Annotated in this window: 15 protein-coding genes and 2 pseudogenes; 14 read left to right on the forward strand and 3 right to left on the reverse strand. The window is 53.7% G+C overall.

Annotation, left to right across the window (positions count from 1 at the left end; all coding sequences use genetic code 11):
• Positions 1–659 precede the first annotated feature (659 nt).
• The 4 genes from PRECH8_RS05740 to PRECH8_RS05755 all read left to right on the forward strand — a co-directional run bounded on the left by PRECH8_RS05740 (position 660) and on the right by PRECH8_RS05755 (position 4,854).
• Positions 660–1,496: a DegV family protein gene (locus PRECH8_RS05740; RefSeq protein WP_200966143.1), complete on the forward strand. Its 837-nt coding sequence runs from the start codon at positions 660–662 to the stop codon at positions 1,494–1,496.
• Between the two features lie 88 nt (positions 1,497–1,584).
• On the forward strand, positions 1,585–2,562 hold the full coding sequence (locus PRECH8_RS05745; RefSeq protein ID WP_200966144.1) for a Gfo/Idh/MocA family protein: 978 nt from the start codon (positions 1,585–1,587) through the stop codon (positions 2,560–2,562).
• Between the two features lie 543 nt (positions 2,563–3,105).
• On the forward strand, positions 3,106–3,948 hold the full coding sequence (locus tag PRECH8_RS05750) for a DegV family protein (protein WP_200966145.1): 843 nt from the start codon (positions 3,106–3,108) through the stop codon (positions 3,946–3,948).
• 243 nt (positions 3,949–4,191) lie between these two features.
• Positions 4,192–4,854 carry a Crp/Fnr family transcriptional regulator gene (locus PRECH8_RS05755; protein WP_242457454.1) on the forward strand — a complete coding sequence of 221 codons (663 nt, stop codon included), beginning with the start codon at positions 4,192–4,194 and terminating at the stop codon, positions 4,852–4,854.
• A 52-nt stretch (positions 4,855–4,906) separates the two neighbouring features.
• Here PRECH8_RS05755 and PRECH8_RS05760 read toward each other — a convergent pair.
• The 3 genes and pseudogenes from PRECH8_RS05760 to PRECH8_RS05770 all read right to left on the reverse strand — a co-directional run.
• A pseudogene (locus PRECH8_RS05760) lies at positions 4,907–5,080 on the reverse strand (MFS transporter); the annotation flags it as partial.
• 38 nt (positions 5,081–5,118) lie between these two features.
• Positions 5,119–6,036 (reverse strand): 3D domain-containing protein, encoded by a 918-nt coding sequence (locus tag PRECH8_RS05765; RefSeq protein ID WP_242457455.1) that lies wholly within the window; start codon positions 6,034–6,036, stop codon positions 5,119–5,121.
• Positions 6,037–6,235: 199 nt separating this feature from the next.
• The gene (locus PRECH8_RS05770) at positions 6,236–8,890 is read right to left on the reverse strand and encodes a cation-translocating P-type ATPase (protein WP_371871179.1); all 2,655 of its coding nucleotides are present in this window, start codon (positions 8,888–8,890) and stop codon (positions 6,236–6,238) included.
• 1,486 nt (positions 8,891–10,376) lie between these two features.
• Between PRECH8_RS05770 and htpG the strand changes: the two genes are divergently transcribed.
• From htpG to cuyB, 10 genes and pseudogenes are all read left to right on the forward strand, one after another.
• Positions 10,377–12,260 (forward strand): molecular chaperone HtpG, encoded by a 1,884-nt coding sequence (htpG, locus tag PRECH8_RS05775; RefSeq protein ID WP_200966149.1) that lies wholly within the window; start codon positions 10,377–10,379, stop codon positions 12,258–12,260.
• A 921-nt stretch (positions 12,261–13,181) separates the two neighbouring features.
• Complete coding sequence (locus tag PRECH8_RS05780; RefSeq protein ID WP_200966150.1) at positions 13,182–14,807, forward strand: CapA family protein; 1,626 nt, start codon at positions 13,182–13,184, stop codon at positions 14,805–14,807.
• A gap of 361 nt (positions 14,808–15,168) precedes the next feature.
• Positions 15,169–15,969, forward strand: a complete 801-nt coding sequence (gene zupT, locus PRECH8_RS05785; RefSeq protein ID WP_200966151.1) for a zinc transporter ZupT — start codon at positions 15,169–15,171, stop codon at positions 15,967–15,969.
• Positions 15,970–16,097: 128 nt separating this feature from the next.
• Positions 16,098–16,469 (forward strand): annotated as a pseudogene (locus PRECH8_RS05790) (UPF0236 family transposase-like protein); the annotation flags it as partial.
• A 172-nt stretch (positions 16,470–16,641) separates the two neighbouring features.
• Positions 16,642–18,348, forward strand: a complete 1,707-nt coding sequence (locus tag PRECH8_RS05795; RefSeq protein ID WP_200966153.1) for a glycerol-3-phosphate dehydrogenase/oxidase — start codon at positions 16,642–16,644, stop codon at positions 18,346–18,348.
• A 173-nt stretch (positions 18,349–18,521) separates the two neighbouring features.
• A complete protein-coding gene (locus PRECH8_RS05800; protein ID WP_200966154.1) occupies positions 18,522–19,199 on the forward strand; it encodes an MgtC/SapB family protein in 678 nt (225 codons plus the stop codon).
• 154 nt (positions 19,200–19,353) lie between these two features.
• The gene (locus PRECH8_RS05805) at positions 19,354–20,577 is read left to right on the forward strand and encodes a carboxylate--amine ligase (RefSeq protein WP_200966155.1); all 1,224 of its coding nucleotides are present in this window, start codon (positions 19,354–19,356) and stop codon (positions 20,575–20,577) included.
• The gene (locus PRECH8_RS05810; protein WP_200966156.1) at positions 20,574–22,073 is read left to right on the forward strand and encodes a UDP-N-acetylmuramoyl-L-alanyl-D-glutamate--2,6-diaminopimelate ligase; all 1,500 of its coding nucleotides are present in this window, start codon (positions 20,574–20,576) and stop codon (positions 22,071–22,073) included. The genes PRECH8_RS05805 and PRECH8_RS05810 overlap by 4 nt, the downstream gene beginning before the upstream one ends.
• Positions 22,074–22,130: 57 nt before the next feature.
• On the forward strand, positions 22,131–22,256 hold the full coding sequence (locus PRECH8_RS14610) for a hypothetical protein (protein WP_276569092.1): 126 nt from the start codon (positions 22,131–22,133) through the stop codon (positions 22,254–22,256).
• 23 nt (positions 22,257–22,279) lie between these two features.
• On the forward strand, positions 22,280–22,996 hold the full coding sequence (cuyB, locus tag PRECH8_RS05815; protein ID WP_200966157.1) for a cysteate racemase: 717 nt from the start codon (positions 22,280–22,282) through the stop codon (positions 22,994–22,996).
• Positions 22,997–23,108 lie beyond the last annotated feature (112 nt).

Raw genomic sequence — 23,108 nt, forward strand, 5'->3', positions numbered from 1 at the left:
AATAATTAGCAACATTTTCATATGAAAATTTCACCTTAGCGAAGGTTGGAAAGGCTGATCGAGCAGTTGCAGCAGTTGCTGTGGTTTCGGCAGGGCGGTTAAACGGAGATTGATTCGTGCCCAACGGAACTGAGAGACCTTATTTTGCTGTATCGAGCGAATTTTCCGAGCTAACGGAACGTGGGTGCGTTATTTCGTTGAAATGGGGCTTTCTCCTATGGATTTACGGTGAATAGCGCACTGTAGTTCCGTTAGATTTAGGAAGCCCCGCTTTTTGACGAAATAGCGCACTGTAGTTCCGTTAGCGAAGGATGTGGGGATGCAGCAACTGGGTGAAAGGCTGGTGGCATGCTGCAGCGTATACTGTAGTGCATGCGCAGCGGTACTGTAGTGCATGGTATTGGAAGCTGCAGCGCATATACCTGCGCGTGCTGTTACACATACTGCAGCTCATGCAACTGCGTTCATACAGCTGCTGTAAAGCATGTTGTTGCGCTTGCCATTGCTTTGTCTGTTATGCGATGCTGGCGGTAACGGAAAATTGACGGAAAAAAAGGCGTGAATCGGTCATGCTTGTTTTTTGTCCTATGCTTTCTCCGGCTGATCGGTTATAATGAACCTATTCATTATTTGTATTATGGAAAGTTGAGGAAAGTAATATGGATTACAAGATTATCGTGGACAGCTGCTGTGATTTGACGCCGGAGTACAGGGAACGCATGCAGGTGACAACGGTCCCGCTCACTTTGACGCTTGGCGAAGAAAGTTATGTAGATGATGAGAAGCTGAATCTGATCGACTTCATGCAGCGGATGAAGAACTGTACGGGCCGGGTCGGCTCTGCTGCACCGTCCCCTGTACTGTATCAAGAGGCTTTCCGAGGTGCGCGCACGTCGTTTGCCATCACCTTGTCCAGCAATCTCTCGAGTTCTTATACAAGCGCGATGCTTGGCAAGCGCATGGCAGAAGATGAGGATCCGAATGCGGATGTTCACGTGTTCGACTCGAAGAGCGCATCTGCCGGACAAGTGCTGCTCGCTGTTAAGCTGCGCAGGATGCTCGATGAGAAGCTGCACAAGTCTGAGATCGTCACAAAGCTGGAGAGCTTCATCAAGGATATGAAGACCTATTTCGTGTTGGACAATATAGACAACTTAGTGAAGAATGGACGTCTGAACAAAATCGCGGGCAAGATCATCTCCATCCTCCACATTCGCCCGATCATGGGATCGGACGGGGACGGAAACATCGTCATGTACGGCCAGGCGCGCGGGGAGAAACAGATCATCAGCAAACTGATCGACCTCGTTGCAAACAGCGGACGTCAATTGGAAGGCGAGAGCATGGTGATCACCCATTGCAACAATCCGAGTCTCGCTGAGAAGCTGCAGGACGCGATCATGAGCCGTTTTCCGTTCAAAGAGATCATCGTGATGCCGACGAACGGCGTAAGTTCTCTGTATGCGAATGAGAGAGGCATCGTAATGGCATTCTAGCTGATAGATCATCAGCATAGAGATCACATAAGCGTACACCTATTGCCGGCTTGTCTTGTGACAAGCCGCTTGTGAGGAGATGAGAGTGATGGCAGATCGCAACATCCGCTGGGGGATCATGGGAGCGGGCTGGATCTCCGGCAAGTTCGCCTCCGATCTGAAGCATGCGCAAGGCGTCGAACTCGTCGCTGTGGCATCGCAATCGGCAGAACGGGCGAAGAGCTTCGCCGCTGAATACGGCATCCCGCGCGCCTATGACAATTATGAAGATTTTGCAGCTGATCCCGATATCGATATCGTATATATCGGCACGCTGCATCCGATGCACAAGGACTGCGCGCTGCGCTGTCTGCGTGCCGGCAAGGCTGTGCTGTGTGAGAAACCCTTCACCATGAATGCCGCCGAAGCCGAGGAGTTGATCCAGACGGCGAGGGAGAACAACGTCTTCCTGATGGAAGCGATGTGGACCCGTTATCTGCCGGCGATCGTGCAGGTAAGGAAATGGATCGAAACGGGCGAGATCGGGGAGATCAAGTCCGTCACTGCCAACTTCAGCTTCGATATCGGCTGGCAGCCGGAGCATCGCCTGCTGAACAAGGAGCTCGGCGGGGGTTCGCTCCTTGATGCGGGGATCTACCCGATCTCCTTCGCTTCCATGGTATTCGGCAAACAGCCGGATCGCATCGCCAGCTCCGCCCATATCGGTGCGACGGGCGTAGATGAGCGCTTCTCCGCGCTGTTCGTCTATGACGGCGACCGCACGGCGCTGCTAAACGGCGGCGTACGCCTCATGATGCGTAACGAAGCCTATATCTACGGGACTTCCGGCTATATCCATGTGCCGAACTTCCTGGCTGCAAGGGAAGCCTTCCTGCGCCGCGCTGATGGCGCAGATATCTCCTTCAAGGACAAGAGGGAAACCCGCGGCTACCTCTTCGAAGCGGAAGAGGCGATGCGGTGTCTGCGTGAAGGGTTGCTGGAGAGCCCGGTCATGCCGCTGGCGGAGACGCTGGAGATCATGCGGACGATGGATGCGCTGCGGGAGCAGTGGGGACTGGAGTACTGACAAATTGGGATGATGGAAACCAGAGAAGCCGCGCTAGCTGGGAGTGCGGCTTCTGTTGTTTTTCGGGATGAGGATGGTTGGCTCCATGGAGCATGAGCAGGAGAACGAATATATCGATTGATAATGTGTAGAAATTGACAATGTAGAGGGATTTTTATAATGTAGACAAAAAATGAAGCCCGTTTCATAACAGCGAGGGTTCTTCAATCCGCATCATGCACGGGGACATAATCGATGAGGAAGCGCACAGAGCTTATGTCGAGGTTAATCATCCGCGGCAGCACCGGTCCGGCGCGACTGAGACGACAATGATTAACGTCTCGCACGCCAAGACGATTATGTCTGTCGTTTCATATGTCTGCCGACTCATTCATCAGACGTCTCAAGCACCGGATCTGCTCGTCTGCATGTTCATGCGCACATGTCAATGGGTTGTCTATCAGTCAGTTTTTGCTGGCTTTTTTTCGTGATACAATATAACTATGTGAAAGAATGATCAAGGGATGCAATTCGTCCCAAATAAAACTTAGAGGTGTGCTGGACATGATCAAAATAACCGCAGATAGTACATGTGATCTATCACCTGAAATTATTGAAAGTTTAGGTATTCAGATCGTTCCCTTGCATATCGTCGTTGGGGACAAGACTTTCGACGACGGGGTGAATATTAAGCCCGAAGATATTTTCCGCTATACAGAGGAAGAAGGGATCCATTGCAAGACCGCTGCGGCTAACTTGTTCGAATATACGAATCTGTTCCAAGAGCTGTCGAGTCAATACGAGGCGGTCATCCATATCAACATCAGTTCGGAATTCTCTTCCAGTCATCAGAATGCGAAGATGGCAGCGGCGGAATTTGACAATGTCTATGTGGTTGATTCGCGCAATCTCTCAACGGGCAGCGGGCATCTGGTGATGGATGCGGCGCTGATGGCGAAGGAAGGTTATTCCGCTGAGGAGATCTGCCGCAAGTTAGAAGAGACCGCAGCCAAGGTGGAAGCAAGCTTCGTCATAGACAAACTCGACTATTTACATAAAGGCGGACGCTGCTCCGGCTTGGAAGCTTTCGGAGCGAAGCTGCTGCAGATCAAGCCATGTATCGAGGTCGTCGACGGCAAGATGCAGGTCGGCAAGAAATACCGCGGCAACCTGGCCCGCTGCTTGGACAACTATGTGAAGGATCGGCTGAGCGGCAGGACTGACATCGATTACAGCCGGATCTTCATCACCTATTCCAGTATTCCTGAGGATGTCCTAGAGAAGGTCAAGGAGTCGGTGGCCAGCTTCGGCCCCTTCGAAGAAATCATCGTCACGCGTGCCGGCTGCACCATCACCAGCCACTGCGGTCCGAATACCCTAGGCATCCTGTTCAAACGCAAGGAATAATTCGGCGGTCATGCCAGATATATAGGAAAGATCATGGATGAATGGTGGAGGTTCCAGCGTGAATGCAAGAGGACGCTGCAAAGCCGTTCAAAACCAGCGATAAGCTATACCCAACCATTCCAAGGGAGATGACACCGCATGGCATGTTCTGATCATCAGCAGGCCGTGGGCTGTAATCCTTCATCCTGCAAGGATGACTCTGTCACGAATCAGTCCTGTACGCATCATTCCTGCATAGCGATCGTGCCGATCTTCAATCATCTCGATGATCAGCAGATGCAGGAGATCGGCAAGGCGGTCCGTCCGGCAGTGTATAAGAAGAACGAGCTGATCTATCGAGCGGGTGATCCCTCGGAAGCCCTGTATATCGTCAATAAAGGCAAGATTAAGATCTACCGTTTGTCGGAGTCCGGCAAGGAGCAGATCCACCGGATCTTGACGGCGGGGGATTTTGCGGGGGAACTTGCACTGTTCAAGGAGACGACGCACGATTCCTATGCGGAGGCGCTGGAGGATACTCAGGTATGTATTATCAGACGAGAAGACATGCAGCATTATCTGCTGCAATATCCGGCGATCGCGCTGAAGATCTTACATGAACTGTCACAGCGGCTGGAAGCCGCAGAGATCCAGGCGGCCCGCTTCTCCAGTGAGAAGACGGACACGAGGATCGCCTTGTACTTGGCTGAATGCGCAGATGCGGATGGGAGTGCGGACGGGAATTCGGATCAGCCGAATCTGGAATTCGAGCTGCCGATGAGCCGCAAAGATCTTGCATCCTACCTCGGGACGACGCCTGAGACGATCAGCCGCAAGCTGGCTGAATTCGAGGAAGCCGGCTATATCGAGCAGATCACCCATCGCAGGATTCGCATACGGGATCTCGATGGTTTGCTCATGATTTGAATAAGGAAAATACTGACTTTTGGGGAATCCTTTTTCTTGGTGTTCATATGGTTCAATCGGCACCTCGCATGAAGCTGTGGATGTTCTTAGAAGCTGAGAACAGGATAATGGCCAGTACGATGGCAGTTCCGCCGAACAATCCGAAGTATAAGGTCTCATTATCCGGGGTATAGAACTTCACGAGCTGTGCGTTCATCGCTTGGGCAGCGGAGTTGGACAGGAACCAGCATATCCAAGCGGCAAGAAAGCCCCGAAGCAGATGCTTCAGGGCTTGGCTGAGGCGATCCGAACATCGTCCCGCTTGTCAGGTCCGAGGACAAACACTCGCACATTCTCCTTCACGCCGAAGGCCAGCGCTTCTTCCAAATCGGGAATATAGATGTCGATCTTATGTCCCTTGATCGCTGAACCGGTATCCTCTGCTTTGCGCAGCCCGATACCTTCGATATAGACCAAGCTTCCCAGAGGGATCACATCCGGATCGACGGCGATCGTATGATTCTCCTTCACTTTCGCACCGCTGGCTGTGATGCCGTAAGCCGGATGGGACGGGGTCTTGCCCGTGGACTCGTAACCGGCTGTATAAGCGGTGAGCGTAGCATAGAATACATCGGTAATCTGCTTGCTGCTGCTCAGCCATGCAGCGAGATCCTGATCCGGCTTTACAGCAGGAATGCTGAGTACCTGTCCAATCTGCAATTTGGAAGGATCGGTGATTTTGTTGTGAAGCCTAAGCGCATCTACGGATACACCGAACATTTTGGAGATGCGGTACAGCGTGTCTCCCTTCTTCACGACATAGCTGGCTTCTGTATGTTTGGCGTTTGCTGAAGCAGCTTGCACATCGCCGCTGCGTTCCTCGCTGCCCAGCGTTTGATAGGAATTCAGCATGTACTGATCGACAATATAGCTGGGGATATAGGAGCGAGCGGTGTTCACCGCTGTTGTAGGATATTGATAGAAATAGGCTTGTAATTCCTCCAGCATGATCTCTGGAAAAGCTGTTGTACCGGCGCTGTGGTTTATTTTGCCGCCGTGTTTCTGATAGATCGATTTCTCACTTGGTACATAAGTATAAGAATGTTCGGGTTTCCGTACTTGCGCCATTCCCCATGCCGGTGTGGTGATCATCAGCAGTACGAGCAGCCACAAACCGGCACCGGCGATCCTTTTTCTTAACATTGGTATATCTCCCATCCTCCCTTAACCTCATATTTCATAAATGGGTTTGATAGGATTAGAATTTCCGTTTTATTTCATTTTTATACATTTCTATCAAACCGATGGTAGATGGACGGGAGAATAAAAAAGGGCGTCCATCAGCTGGTATCTGCCAACTGATAGGACAGCCCTTATTGGGATTCTCGAGACTTGCCTGGTATTAAGCTTCGCGCATACGCATGAAGATCTTGATGATCTCATTGACGATCAGCGGCAGGAAGGCCAGCCCGATCGCGGTGCCCCAGTCAGCCAGGGAGATCGGCTGCATGCCAAATGCGGCCGCGAGGACCGGGATATTGATGACGAGAACTTGCAGCAGCAAGCCGATGATGATGGCGCCGATCAAGTATTTGTTGGAGAAGAGTCCGATCTGGAAGATGGACTTGGTGTTGTTGCGTTTGGCCAAGGAATAGAACAACTGCGAAGCTGCCAATACGATGAAGGCCATCGTACGCCCATGGGCCAGTGCTTCAGCAGGGATATTCGCAGCGCTCAAGCTGTAACCTTCTGCGTTTAAGCCGATAGCGAAGGCGATGATGGTGATCAATCCGATCAAAAGACCGCCCAACGCTGCTCTTGTGCCGGCTCCGTGGGCGAAGAAGCTTTCCTTCGGATCGCGCGGCTTGCGCTTCATGACTTCCTTGTCGCCCGGGTCTACCCCCAGTGCGATCGCAGGCAGGGTATCGGTCAGCAGGTTGATCCATAGGATCTGAGTGGCGATCAGCGGCACCGGCCAGAAGAACAGCACGGATGCGAGGATGGCCACGACTTCTCCAAGGTTGCAGGATAGCAGGAAGATAACGGATTTTTTGATATTCTCGTAGATGTTCCGTCCTTCCCGTACAGCGTGCACGATCGTCGTGAAGTTGTCGTCGGTCAGGATCATATCGCTGGCGCTCTTCGAGACATCGGTACCGGTGATGCCCATCGCTACACCGATGTCCGCACTCTTCAGGGAAGGCGCGTCATTGACGCCGTCACCGGTCATCGAGACGATGTTGCCTTGATCCTTGAGCGCCTTCACGATCTTCACCTTGTGCTCCGGCGAGACGCGGGCGAAGACGCGGTAATGGCTGATTCGCTTCGCGAACTTTTCATCCGTCAGCGCATCGATCTCCGCACCGGTCATGCACTGCGTGATCGATTCAGCGATGCCGAGTTCCTTAGCGATGGCGAACGCGGTATTCTTGTGGTCGCCGGTGATCATGATCGGCGTGATGCCGGCCATCTTCGCCTCATGGATCGAATCCTTAACCTCCACGCGCGGCGGATCGATCATGCCCACGAAACCGATAACGGTAAGATCCTTCTCCATCTCTTCCGGCTCCAGGATGCGATCCGTTGTCTTGAATGCCGCACCAAGGACGCGCAGGGCATCATTGGACATCGCCTCGGAAGCTTCGAGATAACGCTGCTTCATCTCTTCCGTCAGCGGGACGATCTTGCCGCCTACCAAGGCGGTCGTGGAGATCTTCAAGATCTGGTCGATGGCTCCTTTGGTATGCACGCGGTAGCCCTCTTCCATCTGATTCAATGTGGACATCAGTTTGCGATCCGAATCGAAGGGCCGTTCTCCGACGCGACGATATGTCGTATGCAGTGCCTCACGGGGGAGATTGAACCGCTCGCCCATGACGACCAGTGCGATCTCCGTAGGGTCGCCGGTTCCTTGCCCGTTCTCATAGGTGGCATCGGAGCAGAGCACGAAGGTTTTGATCAGCTCTTTCACGTCCGGCGCGGCTTCGAAGCCCGAACCCGTATTGGGGACTTCAGCTTCATGATCCAGCGTAAAGTACTTGACCACGGTCATCTTGTTCTGGGTGAGGGTGCCTGTCTTGTCAGAGCAGATGATGTTGACCGAGCCCAGCGTCTCAACCGCAGGCAATTTCTTGACGATCGCATTGATCTTCGACATGCGGGTGACGCCCAGCGCGAGGACGATGGCGACAATCGCCGGCAGCCCTTCTGGAATAGCAGCCACGGCCAGGCTGATCGCGGTGAGGAACATATCGAACAAGTCTCGTCCTTGCAGCCAGCCGATGATGAAGATCAGCGCACAGATGGCGATGGCGATCGTGCCCAGGGTCTTGCCGAGTTCACCCAATCTTCTTTGCAGCGGCGTTAGATCCTGGGTATCTTCGTCGAGAATCTTGGCGATCTTGCCCATCTCGGTCTCCATCGCTGTTCTAACGACGACCCCTTCACCTCTGCCGTATGTAACGAGTGTCGACATGAAGGCCATGTTGGATTTGTCGCCGACAGGGGTCTTCGGATCCTCGTGGATGGCATCGGCATCCTTGTCCGATGGGACGGACTCCCCCGTCAGGGCGGATTCTTCGATCTGCAGGTTCACCGATTCGAGAAGCCGCAGATCCGCGGGTATGTATCGTCCAGCATCCAAGATGACGATATCTCCGGGTACGACCTCGTGGGATGGGACCTCGACGATTTTGCCGTCCCGCCGCACCAATGCCGTCGGAGTAGTCATCTGCTGCAACGCTTCTATCGCTTTTTCGGCTTTGTGCTCTTGGGCGACGCCGATGATCGCGTTCAATATGACGACGAGCAGGATGATGATCGTATCCACATACTCGCCTACGACGAGCGTGATCAGCGCTGCTCCTAAGAGAACATAGATGAGCCAATCTTTCAGCTGCGCGAAGAAAAGCGAGATTAAACTCTTCTTCGGCTTACCCTTCAGCTTGTTCTCCCCGTACTTTTCCAGCCGGGACTTGGCTTCGGCGGATGAGAGACCGACTGATGGATCGACGCCTAATTCTTCCAGAGTTTCTTCTTTGGTTTTTGCGAACCACATCAACAGCAACACCTCGAGTTTGTTATTTGGTTCATATGTTTAGAAGGTCATATTTTTATTGTACTCGATCTAATTCATTCTTAGCCAATTATGAGCTGTTACGATATCTTGACGACATGCAGAAAGTGCTCCTGATGAGGGCGTTTTCGCTGTGATATATTGCATGGAAGAATGGCGAGATCGGCGGGAGGGAGAAGAGAGAGCCTTGACGGATGGAGTGGAGTTCGGGAGGAGGAAGAAAAAGGGTAGTTTTGACGGGATGGAGTGAGGCAGCGTGAGGAGGCTGGGAGGGCCTCGGCAGCTTCGGCAGGATGAGGTGGATTAGGCGGATGGAAGGAAAGAGCTCAGCAGGATGGGGTAGAGGCAGCGTGAGGAAGGAGAGATTGGAGGGAGAGGGTGAGTCGACAAGAAGTGTTCTCAGCGTGTGCGTGAGCTGGAACGGTGTGTGAGGACGGTGCGTGAGCCGACAAGAAGTGTTGACTCAGCGTGGGCGGAGGGGGAACGGTGTGTGAGCCGACAAGAAGTGTTGACTCAGCGTGTGCGGAGGGGGAACGGTGTGTGAGCCGACAAGAAGTGTTGACTCAGCGTGTGTGTGAGCGGGAAGGGTGCGTGAGTCGACAAGAAGTGTTGACTCAGTGTGTGCGGTGGCGGGAACGGTGTGTGAGCCGACAGAAAGTGTTGACTCAGCGTGTGCGTGAGCGGGAACGGTGTGTGAGCCGAAGAAAGTGTTGACTCGGCGTGTGCGGTGGCGGGATCAGTGCGTGAGCCGACAGAAAGTGTTGACTCGGCGTGTGCGGTGGCGGGATCAGTGCGTGAGCCGACAGAAAGTGTTGATTCAGTGTGTGCGGAGGGAGAACGGTGCGTGAGAACGGTTCGTGAGCCGACAGAAAGTGTTGACTCAGCGTGTGCGTGAGCGGGAACGGTGTGTGAGTCGACAAGAAGTGTTGACTCAGCGTGTGTGTGAGCGGGAACGGTGCGTGAGTCGACAAGAAGTGTTGGCTCGGCGTGTGCGGTGGCGGGAACGGTGTGTGAGCCGACAGAAAGTGTTGATTCAGTGTGTGCGGAGGGGGAACGGTGCGTGAGAACGGTTCGTGAGCCGACAGAAAGTATTGACTCAGCGTGTGCGGAGGTGGGATCATTGCATGAACCAACAGAATCTGTCGATCAGCGTACGAAAAAATGCAAGCTACAAGACACGGGCACAACCGGCATGTTTAATTGACATCAAAAATATGCCTAGGTAATATAAATTAGAGATTAGCAGTCCCTGGTCTAGAGTGCTAACACAGAGGTGTGGCCAGAAACGTAACTTAAGAGCAGCGCATAGATATCATAAAACATTACGAGCAGCAACAATACGAGACGTCGCAACATACTGTACAACTCCAAGACCGGACTGCCTTTCGAAGATCGGGTTATATCTTGCACCCCATGCCACGTTGCATGATGCAGGTGCAATTAGATATGTACGGAAAGGAGATCATCCATGGAGAAGAAACAGTTTCAGGCAGAGTCGAAGCGATTGTTGGAGATGATGATCAACTCCATCTACACGCAGAAGGAGATCTTCCTGCGCGAACTCATCTCCAATGCCAGCGATGCGATTGACAAGATCTACTACAAAGCCTTGACGGATCCCAACATCGAGTTCAACAAGGACGATTACTATATCAAGATCATCCCGGATAAGGAGAACCGGACTTTGACAATCTCCGATACGGGGATCGGCATGACGAAAGAGGAGCTCGACACGAACCTCGGCGTCATCGCGAAGAGCGGCTCGCTCGCCTTTAAGACGGAGCATGAGGCGAAGGACGGCCATAACATCATCGGTCAGTTTGGCGTCGGTTTCTATTCGGCCTTCATGGTTGCCGACACCGTGACGGTGATCAGCAAGGCGCTGGGCAGCGATGAAGCGTACCGCTGGGAGTCGAGCGGAGTCGACGGCTATATCATCACACCGGCGGAGAAGGAGCATGTCGGCACGGATATCATCCTGAAGATCAAAGCGAACACAGAGGAAGAGTCCTATGATGAATTCCTCGAAGAATACCGCCTGAGACAGATCGTCAAGAAATACTCCGACTTCATCCGCTATCCGATCAAAATGGATGTGAAGGTTACGAAGCCGAAGGAAGGCAGCGAGAACGAATTCGAAGAGCATGTGGAAGAACAGACGATCAACAGCATGGTGCCGATCTGGCGAAGAAACAAAAACGAACTGACCGAAGAAGACTATGTGAATTTCTATCAAGAGAAAAGATACGGCTACGACAAACCCATCAAGCACATCCATATCAGTGCGGATGGTGTTGTTTCCTACAACGCGATCCTATTCATTCCGGAGAATATTCCCTTCGATTATTATACGAAGGACTATGAGAAGGGCCTGGAGCTCTATTCCAACGGCGTGCTGATCATGAGCAAGTGCGGGGAACTGCTGCCCGACTACTTCAGCTTCGTCAAAGGGATGGTCGACTCGGAAGACCTGTCCCTCAACATCTCTCGTGAGATGCTGCAGCATGACCGCCAGCTCAACCTGATCGCAAGGAATATCAAGAACAAGATCAAAAGCGCCCTTGTCAGCATGTTGAAGGATGAGCGGGACCGCTATGAGAAATTCTACCAAGCCTTCGGTCGACAGCTGAAGTTCGGCGTGTACAGCGACTACGGCATGAACAAAGACATGCTGCAGGACCTGCTGTTGTTCTACTCCTCCAAAGAAAAGAAACTCGTTACCCTGGATGAATATGTATCCAGAATGCCGGAGGATCAGAAGTACATCTACTATGCTACTGGTGAATCCATTGAACGCATCGATCGCATGCCGCAGACAGAACTTGTGAAGGAGAAGGGTTACGAGATCCTGTACTTTACCGAAGACATCGATGAATTTGCGATCAAGATGCTGAATAAGTACAAGGATAAGGAATTCAAGAATGTCTCCAGCGGCGATTTGGGCATCGAAGCCGATGCAAATGACGAACAGGCGAAGAAAGCCGAAGCCGAAAACAAGGAATTGTTCGAATACATGAAAAAGGTGCTCGCGGATAAGGTCAAAGCGGTGAAAGCTTCGACGCGGCTGAAGAGCCATCCTGTCTGTTTGTCTGCGGAAGGCGAAGTCTCCATCGAGATGGAGAAGGTGCTGAGCGCGATGCCGAACAGTCAGGACATCAAAGCGGACAAAGTGCTTGAAGTGAACCCGAATCACGAAGTTTTCCAAGCGCTCAAAGACGCCTTCGAACATGACAAGGAGAAGCTCGAGCTCTACACAAATCTGTTATACAATCAAGCTCTGTTGATCGAAGGATTGCCGATTGCTGACCCGCTGGCCTATACGAACGATGTGTGCAAATTAATGGTTCGATAAGCAGGCTGCGATCCCGTATGCTTATGGAACAGGCTGGTCTGCAAGATGATCTTGCGGCCAGCTTTATTTATGTCAACCCTATAGATGCGACTCGGATTGACCGATATATATAAAATGGGCTTATGGTCATAGAGACTTATCGTCATAAGGGGTTTGGAGAAACATATAAAGGTTGCAGGGTCAGAAAAAGACTGAGACCACACATTCTGTCGTCTCAAACACCGGACGCGTGGTTATCATGCTGAGACCACATTTTATATCGTCTCAGTCGCCGTTGCGCACGCTTTCCATGCTGAGTCGACACAATCTATCGTCTCAAGCACCGTTATGCGGGCTTTCCATGCTGAGTCGACACAATCTATCGTCTCAGTCGCCGTTGCGCACGCTTTCCATGCTGAGTCGACACATTCTGTCGTCTCAAGCGCCGTTATGCGGGCTTCCCATGCTGAGTCGACACATTCTGTCGTCTCAATCGCCGTATGCGCGCTTTCCATGCTGAGTCGACACATTCTGTTGTCCCAAACACCGGACGCGTGGTTATCATGCTGAGACCACATTTTATATCGTCTCAATCGCCGTTGCGCACGCTTTCCATGCTGAGTCGACACATTCTGTCGTCTCAATCGCCGTATGCGAGCTTCCCATGCTAAGTCGACACATTCTATCGTCTCAAGCACCGCCTGCACGCTTCCCATGCTGAGACCACACTTCCTGTCGTCTCAGCCTCAGCAACAACGCATCTACGAGCTTGCAGCGATATAATAGACTTGCAGCGTCATTAATAGACTTAGAATGTCATCGTAGATTTGTTGAGCCATCATAGAACAGCAGAGTCGCAAGAGACTTGTCTTGCTGTTGAACTTATATAGACACAGCCACTTGAACTTATATGGATGCAACCAACATTTCGGGGTGTACATCATGGATTATTACAACTTGGTACATAATCTTAAGAGGATTCGAGAGGATCGGAACATCACTTATCAAACGCTCGAGCGAGCGACGGGAATCCCCGCGGCACGGCTGCGTGAAGCAGAGAGGGGGGAACTGCGGCTGTCGATCGGCGAACTTGATCAGCTTTTTGGTTATTATCGCATGTCGGTTGAGCAAGTGCTGAAGTATCGACAGCGTAAGAAACGGGTCATCTTAGCGGCTGTTGCGGCCTTCGCCGTCCTGACAGGTTTGGTCATAACATACGGCATGTTGGCTGGAGATCCTGCCGGAGGAGCGGCAGCCGGCCAAGAGGCGGAAGAGACGGAACTGGCGGGGGGCTTCGATGAATCTGAGCCGTCTTCAGAGGGGGCCGGCATGCGAAGCGGGACGCTGCAAACAGGGGAAGATGGGGAGACGTCCGAGCAAGCTGATGAGGCTGCTCGGACCGGGAAAGTCAATGAAGCTGAAGCGGATCAGACCGATGGAGCTGATCGGGCGGATGAAGCCGGTGGAGCCCATCATGCCGGCGAAGCTGATCAAGCAGATCAGTCCAGTGAAGATGGAGAAGATGGTTGGGCGGCGACATCTGGAGAAGCTCAGGGAGAGCAAGATCAGTTTGGACAAAACGATGCTATATCAGAACAGGATTCCGGACAGGATTCCGGCAAACAATCGGGAAGCGCTGCGACCGCTGATCAACGGCTTGCTGAACGGCCCGCTGAACAAGGAGCGGACGGCGTGATGCCCCCGCAGAAGGATGAAGCGGGAGCGGTGTTCCGCATCTGGGGGAACATCTCTTATGCAGCTGCAGGTATACCGGAATTGGAAGGGAACGATGCAGCCAAGGTTACGCATATCATACCGATTGAAGGGCTGACCACGAAGCGGCCGGATTGGGTGGAAGAGATCGGAAAAGAGCGGCTCATCCTCAATCTCGGTACAGCGGATATCTGGTCGAATACGGCAGTGGAGGAATGGACTCAACTGCAGGATGAGGGCTATGCGGTGATCGGCCTGGGCAAAATGCCGGCGGTTTATGAACCGCAGATCATCGATGTGAACGGCAGCAAGGTTGGTTTCGTCTCGCTGGCGGGACTCATTCATGAAGCGAACCAGATTGCTTCCCGCAACCGTGTCGGCCTTCCCCGAGCCTATGACAACAGCGAAGTCATCCAAGCTGTAACCAAAGCTAAAGAGCAGGTGGATTATCTCATCGTGCTCATCCATATGGGCAACCGCCGAAGCGGGGAGGCACCGGTGGCCAAGCAGGAGCGATTGGCCAAGGCGGCAGCAGAAGCAGGTGCCGATCTCATCATCGGCAACCGTTCGCTCCGCTCGCAGGAGGCGGTATTGATCCAAGGCGTGCCCGTGTTCTATTCCTTAGGCCGCTCAGTATCCCCTGATGCAGCGGACAAGCTGCACAACTATGTCATCGATGTGCATTATGCCGATGGTCTGAGCAAACTCGTCGTTCATGTCGGCGAGATGGAAGGCGGAGTTTTGCGATTCCGCGAGCCGGCAGAAAGTGTTGCGGCAGAACTTGCAGAGAAGTTTGCTGCTTTGCAGGAAGAGGCGCCCCTCGAGATCGATGACCGCAGATCAAGGTCTAACTAATATTGAAAAAAAACAAGAAGAGGACTTTACCCGGCAAGCGGACGATGCCTGATGGGGAAAGTCCTCTTCTTGTTGTGCATAAAGTTCTGTTGGGGCGCTATCTTATCTATTGTGGAAGAGCTCGTGCAAGGGTGTAACGGAACTCCTTGACGCTCTAAATCCCCAGCCTTAGAATATAAAAATAATAGAAACTTGCTCGAACACAACTTTTTTTGTGCAATGCTACTTATTTTAGGATACGCTACTTCTTTTATATCACGCTACTTATTTAGGAGCATGCTACTAAGTTTGCGTCATGCCGCTTTAATGGCGGATAACCGCTTAGTTAATGACATGCAGCTTGTTGAGGGAGTGGACGCACATGGGGAATGTGATCTTAGCTTTCTGCCTGACGCTCATGGCGGGATTAGCAACAGGAATCGGCAGTTTGCTGGCTTTTTTTGCATCGAGGACGAACACGAAGTTTCTGTCTCTCTCTCTGGGATTCTCCGCGGGGGTCATGATCTATGTCTCGATGATCGAGATTTTCGTCAAGGCGAAGGACTCGCTCATTGATTCCCTCGGTATGCGGGCGGGAAGCTGGACCACCGTCGCTTCTTTCTTCGCCGGGATGCTGCTCATCGCGCTCATCGACCGGCTGGTACCCAACCAGGGTAATCCCCATGAGGGGAAGAAGTTGGAAGAAGGCGACAAAGCTGCCGCAAGCAGCGATGCCAATCTGCTGAAGATGGGCGTATTCACGGCGCTGGCGATCGCCATCCACAACTTTCCTGAAGGGATTGCGACCTTTGCTTCCACGCTGCATGATCCTTCGCTGGGCATTGCCATCGCCATCGCGATCGCGATCCACAATATTCCCGAAGGGATCGCCGTATCCGTGCCGATCTATTATGCTACAGGGGATAAGCGCAAGGCGCTTCGGTTGTCTTTTCTCTCGGGGTTATCCGAACCCCTTGGAGCGCTTGTGGCGATGCTGATCCTGCTGCCCTTCCTGAACGATGTGATGTTCGGCGTGATCTTTGCCGCTGTGGCCGGCATCATGGTCTTCATCTCGCTGGACGGACTGCTGCCGGCTGCCAAAAAATACGACGAAGGCCATCTGTCCATCTATGGCTTGATCGGCGGAATGATGGTGATGGCAGTGAGTCTGCTCATCATGTGATGCGATATGTGATGCGGTATCTCTCAAGCGAATCCCCTGCTGGATGTATGGAAGCGGTGCTTGGTGAGTGTAAAATGTTTGTGGGGAGTAAAAAGGAATAATTGGTGAAACAATGTTTAAAAGCAACGTTTTGGGAAGGTTTTGGAGACTTTCTGATCGAGCACTATGATGTGGATGAAGATACATGGTTGGTTGTCAATGGAGATGGAGCGGAGTGGATCGGGGAGTGTGAATCCTATTTTCACCGCTGCATTTACACGCTGGATCGCTTTCATGTTGCGCGGGAATTAAAACATAGTTTGCGCGAACTGCTTGTGCATTGGAAAGCCGTCCGTCGAGCCCTGGCTGCTTATGACCCGCAGGGATTGTTTGCTGCGATGGATGTCATACCGAAGGAGAGTATTCCAGAGGATCGACGTACCGATTGGGAACGGCTGAAAGGGTTTTTGCGTGGTCATGAGAAGCATCTGGTCGACTACCGCAAGATCCTTGCAGCCAATGAAACATGAGTTTTCACCAAACTTAGAAGGCTGCCCACAATTGCTTGACACACACCGGTGCTTGCCCTTGCGTGAGGCGGGGGATTTTTTTTTGGATTATAATAGGGTTAATCATCATAGAACAGCTTCAGGGTGTGTTACTTCATGCGATATATGCTGGGAGGTTTGGGGGATGAGGGATACTCATCGGAAGGGGACGCTGGCTGCTGATCGGCGGGAAGAGATTCTGGAGCGTATGGCGCAGGAGGAGCTGGATCTCCTCGTCATCGGCGGCGGTATCACGGGAGCGGGGATCGCTTGGGATGCTGCGGTGCGAGGCATGTCCGTCGGGCTGATCGAGATGAGGGATTTTGCCTTCGGAACGAGCAGCCGATCGACGAAATTGGTGCATGGCGGGCTTCGTTATCTAAAGCAGGGAGAATGGAAGCTCGTGCGCGAGGTTGGACGGGAACGGAAGCTCTTGCATAAGCGCCTTCCGCATCTCATTAGGCCTGTGCCGATGCTGCTTCCCGTGTATAAGGGCGGGACGTACGGCTATTATACGAGCAGCCTGGGGATCTGGCTGTACGATTGGCTGGCCGGGGTGGAGAAGAGCGAACGCCGCCGGATGCTGGACCGGAAGGAGACGCTGAGGCTTGAGCCGCTGCTGCAACAGGAAGGTCTGCGCGGCGCCGGGCTATATTACGAATACACAACCGATGACGCGCGGCTGACGATCGAGATCATCAAGTCGGCGGTGCTGCATGGCGTTCTGGCTTGTAACTATGTGCAGGCGGTGGATTTTCTCTATAAGCGGAGCAGGCTGATCGGCGTGCAAGTCCAGGATCAGTTAAGCGGGCGGCGTTATTCTCTGTATGCGCGCAGGATCGTCAATGCAGCGGGACCGTGGGTGGATCATCTGCGGCGGCTGGATCAGTCCCTGACAGGCAAGCAGCTGCGTCTGACCAAGGGGGTCCATCTAGTCGTTGATCATGGGCGCCTGCCGATCCGGCAAGCGGTTTATTTTGATGCGCCGGATGGTCGGATGATCTTCGCGATCCCCCGCGGCGCGAAGACTTATATCGGGACAACGGATACGGAGTATGACGGTGATCCCGCTGAGCCCAGGGTTGCGGCGGAGGATGCCGCGTATCTCCTCGAAGCGGTGAACCGCGTCTTCCCTGAAGCCGAACTTGCGGCAGCGGATATCGAGTCCGGCTGGGCGGGGCTGAGACCGCTCATCCACGAGCCGGGCAAGCGTCCCTCGGAGATCTCCCGCAAGGATGAGATCTTCCTCGCTCCCTCGGGTCTGATCTCGATCGCCGGCGGCAAGCTGACGGGCTTCCGCAAGATGGCGAAGAAAGTCGTCAACCTCGTCGCCATGCAGCTGGAGGAGGAATACGGTCCGATCTATCCGCCCTGCACGACGGACCGCATCGCCGTCAGCGGCGGACCGGCTCCGGGCGCTGAGGATGAATCAGCTGCAGCTGTGGAGCAGAAGATGATCGAGTGTGCCGCGTCTCTTGGCATATCCGAAGGCGATGCGCGGGATCTGTGGTCGCGGTATGGGGTGAATATGCAGCGGGTTCTTGATCTGTATCGGGAACAGCCCGGATCCGAAAGGCAGCAAGATGGGCAGCGGCAGAGAGAAGATCGGCTGCTTGCGGCGGAAGTGCTCTACTGCATCGACGAGGAGATGACGCTCAGTGCGCTGGATTTCCTCCTGCGGAGAACGGGCTGGCTGCTCTTCGATCGCAAGCGGGCAGAGGGGGCAGTCGATGCGGTGATCCGCGTGCTCGCCCGGCGATTGGGCTGGGATGAGGCGAGATGTGCTTCAGAGCGGGAGCTTGTGCGCAAGGAACTGTCCGATATTGTGCAGATCTCAAGGAATCGTATATGATAGGATCATGTTATGATAGTACAATTGTAAGAGAAAGGCAAGATGATCAAGATTATGGCAACAGGCAACATTATAAAAATTATGGCAACATTATAAAGTTATATGCAAGCAAGGTTTATGGAAAGCAAGGTTATCTGGAAGGCAAGACTTCGTGACAGCGTGGAGGTGGCGGTATGCCCGAGATCATCATCGATACGACGACGATCATCAGCCGATTATTGCTCTCTGCTTTGCTCGGCGGCATGATCGGCTGGGAGCGGGAGCGGAGGAACAAGCAAGCCGGCTTGAAGACGCATCTGCTTGTCTCCCTGGGTTCGTCGCTCATCATGTTGACGTCCATCTACGGCTTCGATCCGGCGAGGCTGGCTGCACAGGTCGTCAGCGGCATCGGTTTCCTCGGTGCAGGGGCGATCCTGCGCCGCTCGGATAAGGTGATCTCCGGCCTGACGACGGCTGCTACGCTGTGGGTGGCCGCGGCGATCGGTTTAAGCGTCGGCTCCGGCTTCTATGTTCCGGCGGTGGCCGTTACGCTGCTCGTCCTGCTCAGCACGCTGCTCTTGAACCGCTTCGAGATGCGCTATCTGGCCTTCAGGCGGTCGGGCAGCCTGCGCATCCACATGGTGACTGAAGAACGCCTGACGTCTCTGGATCAGGTCACCTCCATCCTCGAGCAGGCGAGGCTGAAGATCGAGAAGGTGCACATTACCGATGAGACCGCGGATCAGGATCAGCGGCATCTGATGCTGGAGTTTCAAGTATATGCCGTCAGCGGCAAACAATTTAACCAGCTGTTCGAAGCGCTCTGGAAAGTGGAGGGCATCCGCGATATTCGCATGAATTGGCGCGATTAATCCGTGTTCAGCTCCGGGACTGTACATGGCCCGCGATTTGTAATATGGGATCGTTTAAGATACATTTAATCTAGGCGGTCTATCGCGGATCTGCATCAGCAGCAGATGAAGCAGGATTCGCCTTGCAAACTTTACATGATGCGGGAGTGCGACTATGAACAATAAAGCAGTCATACTCGGATGCAATTATTATATCGGACTCAGCGTGATTCGCTGTCTGGGTGTTCACGGCATCCATACGGTAGCGGTGGATTATTCTGATGATCAAGCCTATGGCGCCAGGTCCAAATATGTATCTGAACGTTTGATATCGCCCCATTATCAGGAAGATGAACGGGCGTTTGTTGATTTTCTCATCGATTATGCGAAGAAGCAAAGTGCACCGCCGGTGCTGTTCCCCTGCCATGACAACTATGTCGAGGTGATCGACCGGTATCTGCCTGAGCTCAAGAAGTACTATCTGATCCCTCAGACCGAACAAGGCCTCTATACGAAGTTGATGAATAAGGAATCGCTGGAGCGCTTGGCGAAGCAGCACGGCGTCGCTGTGCCTGAGACGGTGCGGCCGGAGGAGCCGGATTTTCGGGTGAAGGTGGATCAGCTGATCGGCTTCCCTTGCATCGTCAAACCCGTCGATTCACCGGCGTTCGTGGCGGTGTTCCGGCGCAAGATCTTCAAAGTACATAACCATGAGGAATTAACGGAAGCATTGGAGAAGGTGAAGCAGGCGGGGCTGGAAGTGATCGTGCAGCGGATCATCCCCGGCTTTGATGATCACATGCATACCTTCGATGCGTATCTGAATCAGGAAGGTAAGGTGACCCACTGGGTAACCTGTCAGAAATACCGTCAATACCCGATCAACTTCGGCGCCTCCGTCTACACCCGGCAGAAGGTGGTGCCGGAGCTGTATGAGATCGGTGCGAAGTTCCTCGAAGCCGTCGGCTTCAAGGGATTCATCGAGATCGAGTTCAAAAAAGACGCCGAAACCGGCAAGTTCTATCTGATCGAGTGCAACGTGCGCATGACGAACTTCAACCATATGCTGTATAAGATCGGGTTGAACTTCCCTTATATCACCTACCGCGAATTGACGGGCGATCCGCTCCCGCCGCAGGCGATTCGCGAAGAGACGAACACCGTGTTCTGGTATCTGTATGAAGATCTGTTAGCTGTGCGCGATTATCTGCGGACGAAGCAGCTGACCCTTGGACAAGTCCTGCGCACGCTGAAGCTCCGCAAGGTAGAGGCGATCTGGGACCCGCAGGATCCGAAGCCGGCCTTCGCCTTCGCCGGGATCATCGCCGGCAAAGTGCTTCGCAAACTGCGCCTTAAGCCGGCTCGCCGCATCGCGCAGAAGTCGGCAAGGAAGGGATGATCGGGATGCAGCTCAGCGATCTGTTGCAAGGTTTGACCTATGAGCGGATCAAGGGGACCTTGGAACGCACGGTGTCGCATATCGCCTATGATTCGCGGGAAGTCCAAGCGGGCAGCCTGTTCGTCGCCATCACGGGCTTCACCGTCGATGGACACCGCTATATCCCCGATGCCATCCGCCGCGGTGCCGAGGTCATCCTCATCGAGCAGCCCGTCGCTATCGCCGATGACGTCACTGTGCTGCAAGTGCAGGATACAAGATATGCACTGGCACGGCTGGCTGCCAACTTCTATAATCAGCCGACGGATATGCTCAATCTCATCGGCGTGACGGGCACGAACGGTAAGACCTCGATCACTTACTTCGTGAAATCGATCTTCGAGCAGGCGCACCGCTCCGTCGGCGTGATCGGGACGATCGGCACCTTGATCGGCGGCCAGCTGCGGAAGAACAAGAATCCGACCACGCCGGAGGCGCTGGAACTGCAGCAGATCTTCCATGAGATGGCGGACGCAGGCATCATGAACTGCGTGATGGAGGTCTCCTCCCATGCTCTCAGCTTGGATAGGGTCGCCTGCAGCCGCTTCCGCACGGCGATCTTCACGAATCTTACGCCGGATCATCTGGAGCTGCACCGCAGCATGGATGAGTACTATGCGGCTAAGGCGCGCTTGTTCAAGATGGCCGAGGATTACAACATCGTGAATATCGATGACCCATACGGCCGCCGGCTGTGCGAAGAGGCTGCGAACTTCCCTGCAAACTTCCCGGCCAGACTTATCACCTACGGCATCGAGCAGCCTGCGGACGTCTATGCGACGGAGATCGAGCTGACGGCGGATTACACGACCTATACGGCGCATACGCCGGCGGACAGCTTCCCCGTGAAGGTCCAGCTGCCCGGGCTCATCTATGTTTACAACAGCTTAGCGGCGATCGCATGCGCCTATGCCAACGGCATCGACCCCGGCGATATTCAACAGGGCATCGAGGCCGTGCAAGGCATACAAGGACGCATGGAGGTCGTGTATCAGACGGACGATTACAAGGTCGTCGTGGACTTCGCCCATACGGAGGACAGTCTAGAGAAGGCGATCACGACGCTGAAGCCTTTCACGAAGGGACGGCTGATCGTCGTCTTCGGCGTCTATGCAGCGCCGGGTGAACTCGGCCTGAGCAAGCGGCGCGGCATGGGCAAGGTGGCAGCCCGCTTGGCGGATCTGTCTGTGGTCACCACGGATAACCCGAAGGAGCAGGATCCCAAGGCGATCATCGCTGATGTGGCCGCTGCGATCGAAGAGGAGGGCGGCCGTTATACGGCGATCGTTGACCGGCGTGAAGCGATTCGCCATGCCGTCGAGATCTGTCGTCCAGGCGATGTGATCCTGATCGCCGGCAAAGGCCATGAACGAACGCAGGTCATCGGCAAGGAAGAGATTCCCTTCCACGAAGCCGAGATCGTAAGAGAGGCGTTCCAGGAGCTTGGCAAGGAGTAAGCTTGACCAGCTTATGCGCTTATGAGATGGTGCGCTGTCTTCTGGACAGCGCCATACTTGCCTATCCATAGGCTTGACTCCGCAGTGCGCGGCAGGCATCCGGCCGGCTGCCCTGCGGAGCGGCATGTTCTAAGGGATGCTGCTCAGGACAGCGGCCGCAAGTCGGTGCAGCAACGCCCTTGAATCTAGATCTTGGAGGTCTTAACGTGGCATACGAACGCTTGGGTGTCATCGGAGGGATGGGCCCGAAGGCGACGGCTGTATTTTTCGATAAGGTGATCGAGCGTACAGCTGCGAATCGGGACCAGGAACACCTCGATATGATCATATTGAATCACGCATCATTGCCGGATCGCACGGAGGTGATCCTCAATGGGCAGAGGGAGCGCTTCCTGGAAGCGGTGAGGCAGGATCTAGAGCTGTTGGAATACGCCGGCGTCGGACATATCGCGATCCCGTGCAATACTTCCCATTATTTCTATCAGGAGATGCAGGCGATGACGCGCGTGCCGATCATCAATATGGTCGAGGAGACGTTGGACGAGATCTGCAGAACCTACGGAGAACGCAGCAAGATCGGCATCATGGCGACGGACGGTACGATCCTGAGCGGCGTATATGAGCGGAGCTGTTTGGCGAAGGGGCTGGAGCTTGTCAAGCCGGAGCCGAAGATCCAAGATCAGATCATGGGCATCATCTATCAGGTGAAGCGCGAGCTGGCTGCGGATGTTGCGAAGGTCGAAGCGATCGTCCGCCATTTTGTCCAGGAACATCAATGCGACTGCGTCATCCTTGCATGCACGGAATTGTCCTGCATCCCGCTCAGTGAAGAAACCGCGCGATATTGCATCGATGCCATGGACGTCCTCGTTCGGCGTTCGATTGAGCTGTCGGGGAAGCAAGTTCGATCGGATCGAGCATGAACCATAAAATCGAGCATGAACTATAAAAAAGAAGCACGAGGCATGCGCTCGTGCTTTTTTTGGTGCCCAGTGCGGGCGCAGGCAGGTTCAGCTTCCAACAGACAAAATAGGC

Origin of the sequence: Insulibacter thermoxylanivorax (assembly GCF_015472005.1) — a bacterium.
Classification (GTDB): domain Bacteria; phylum Bacillota; class Bacilli; order Paenibacillales; family DA-C8; genus Insulibacter; species Insulibacter thermoxylanivorax.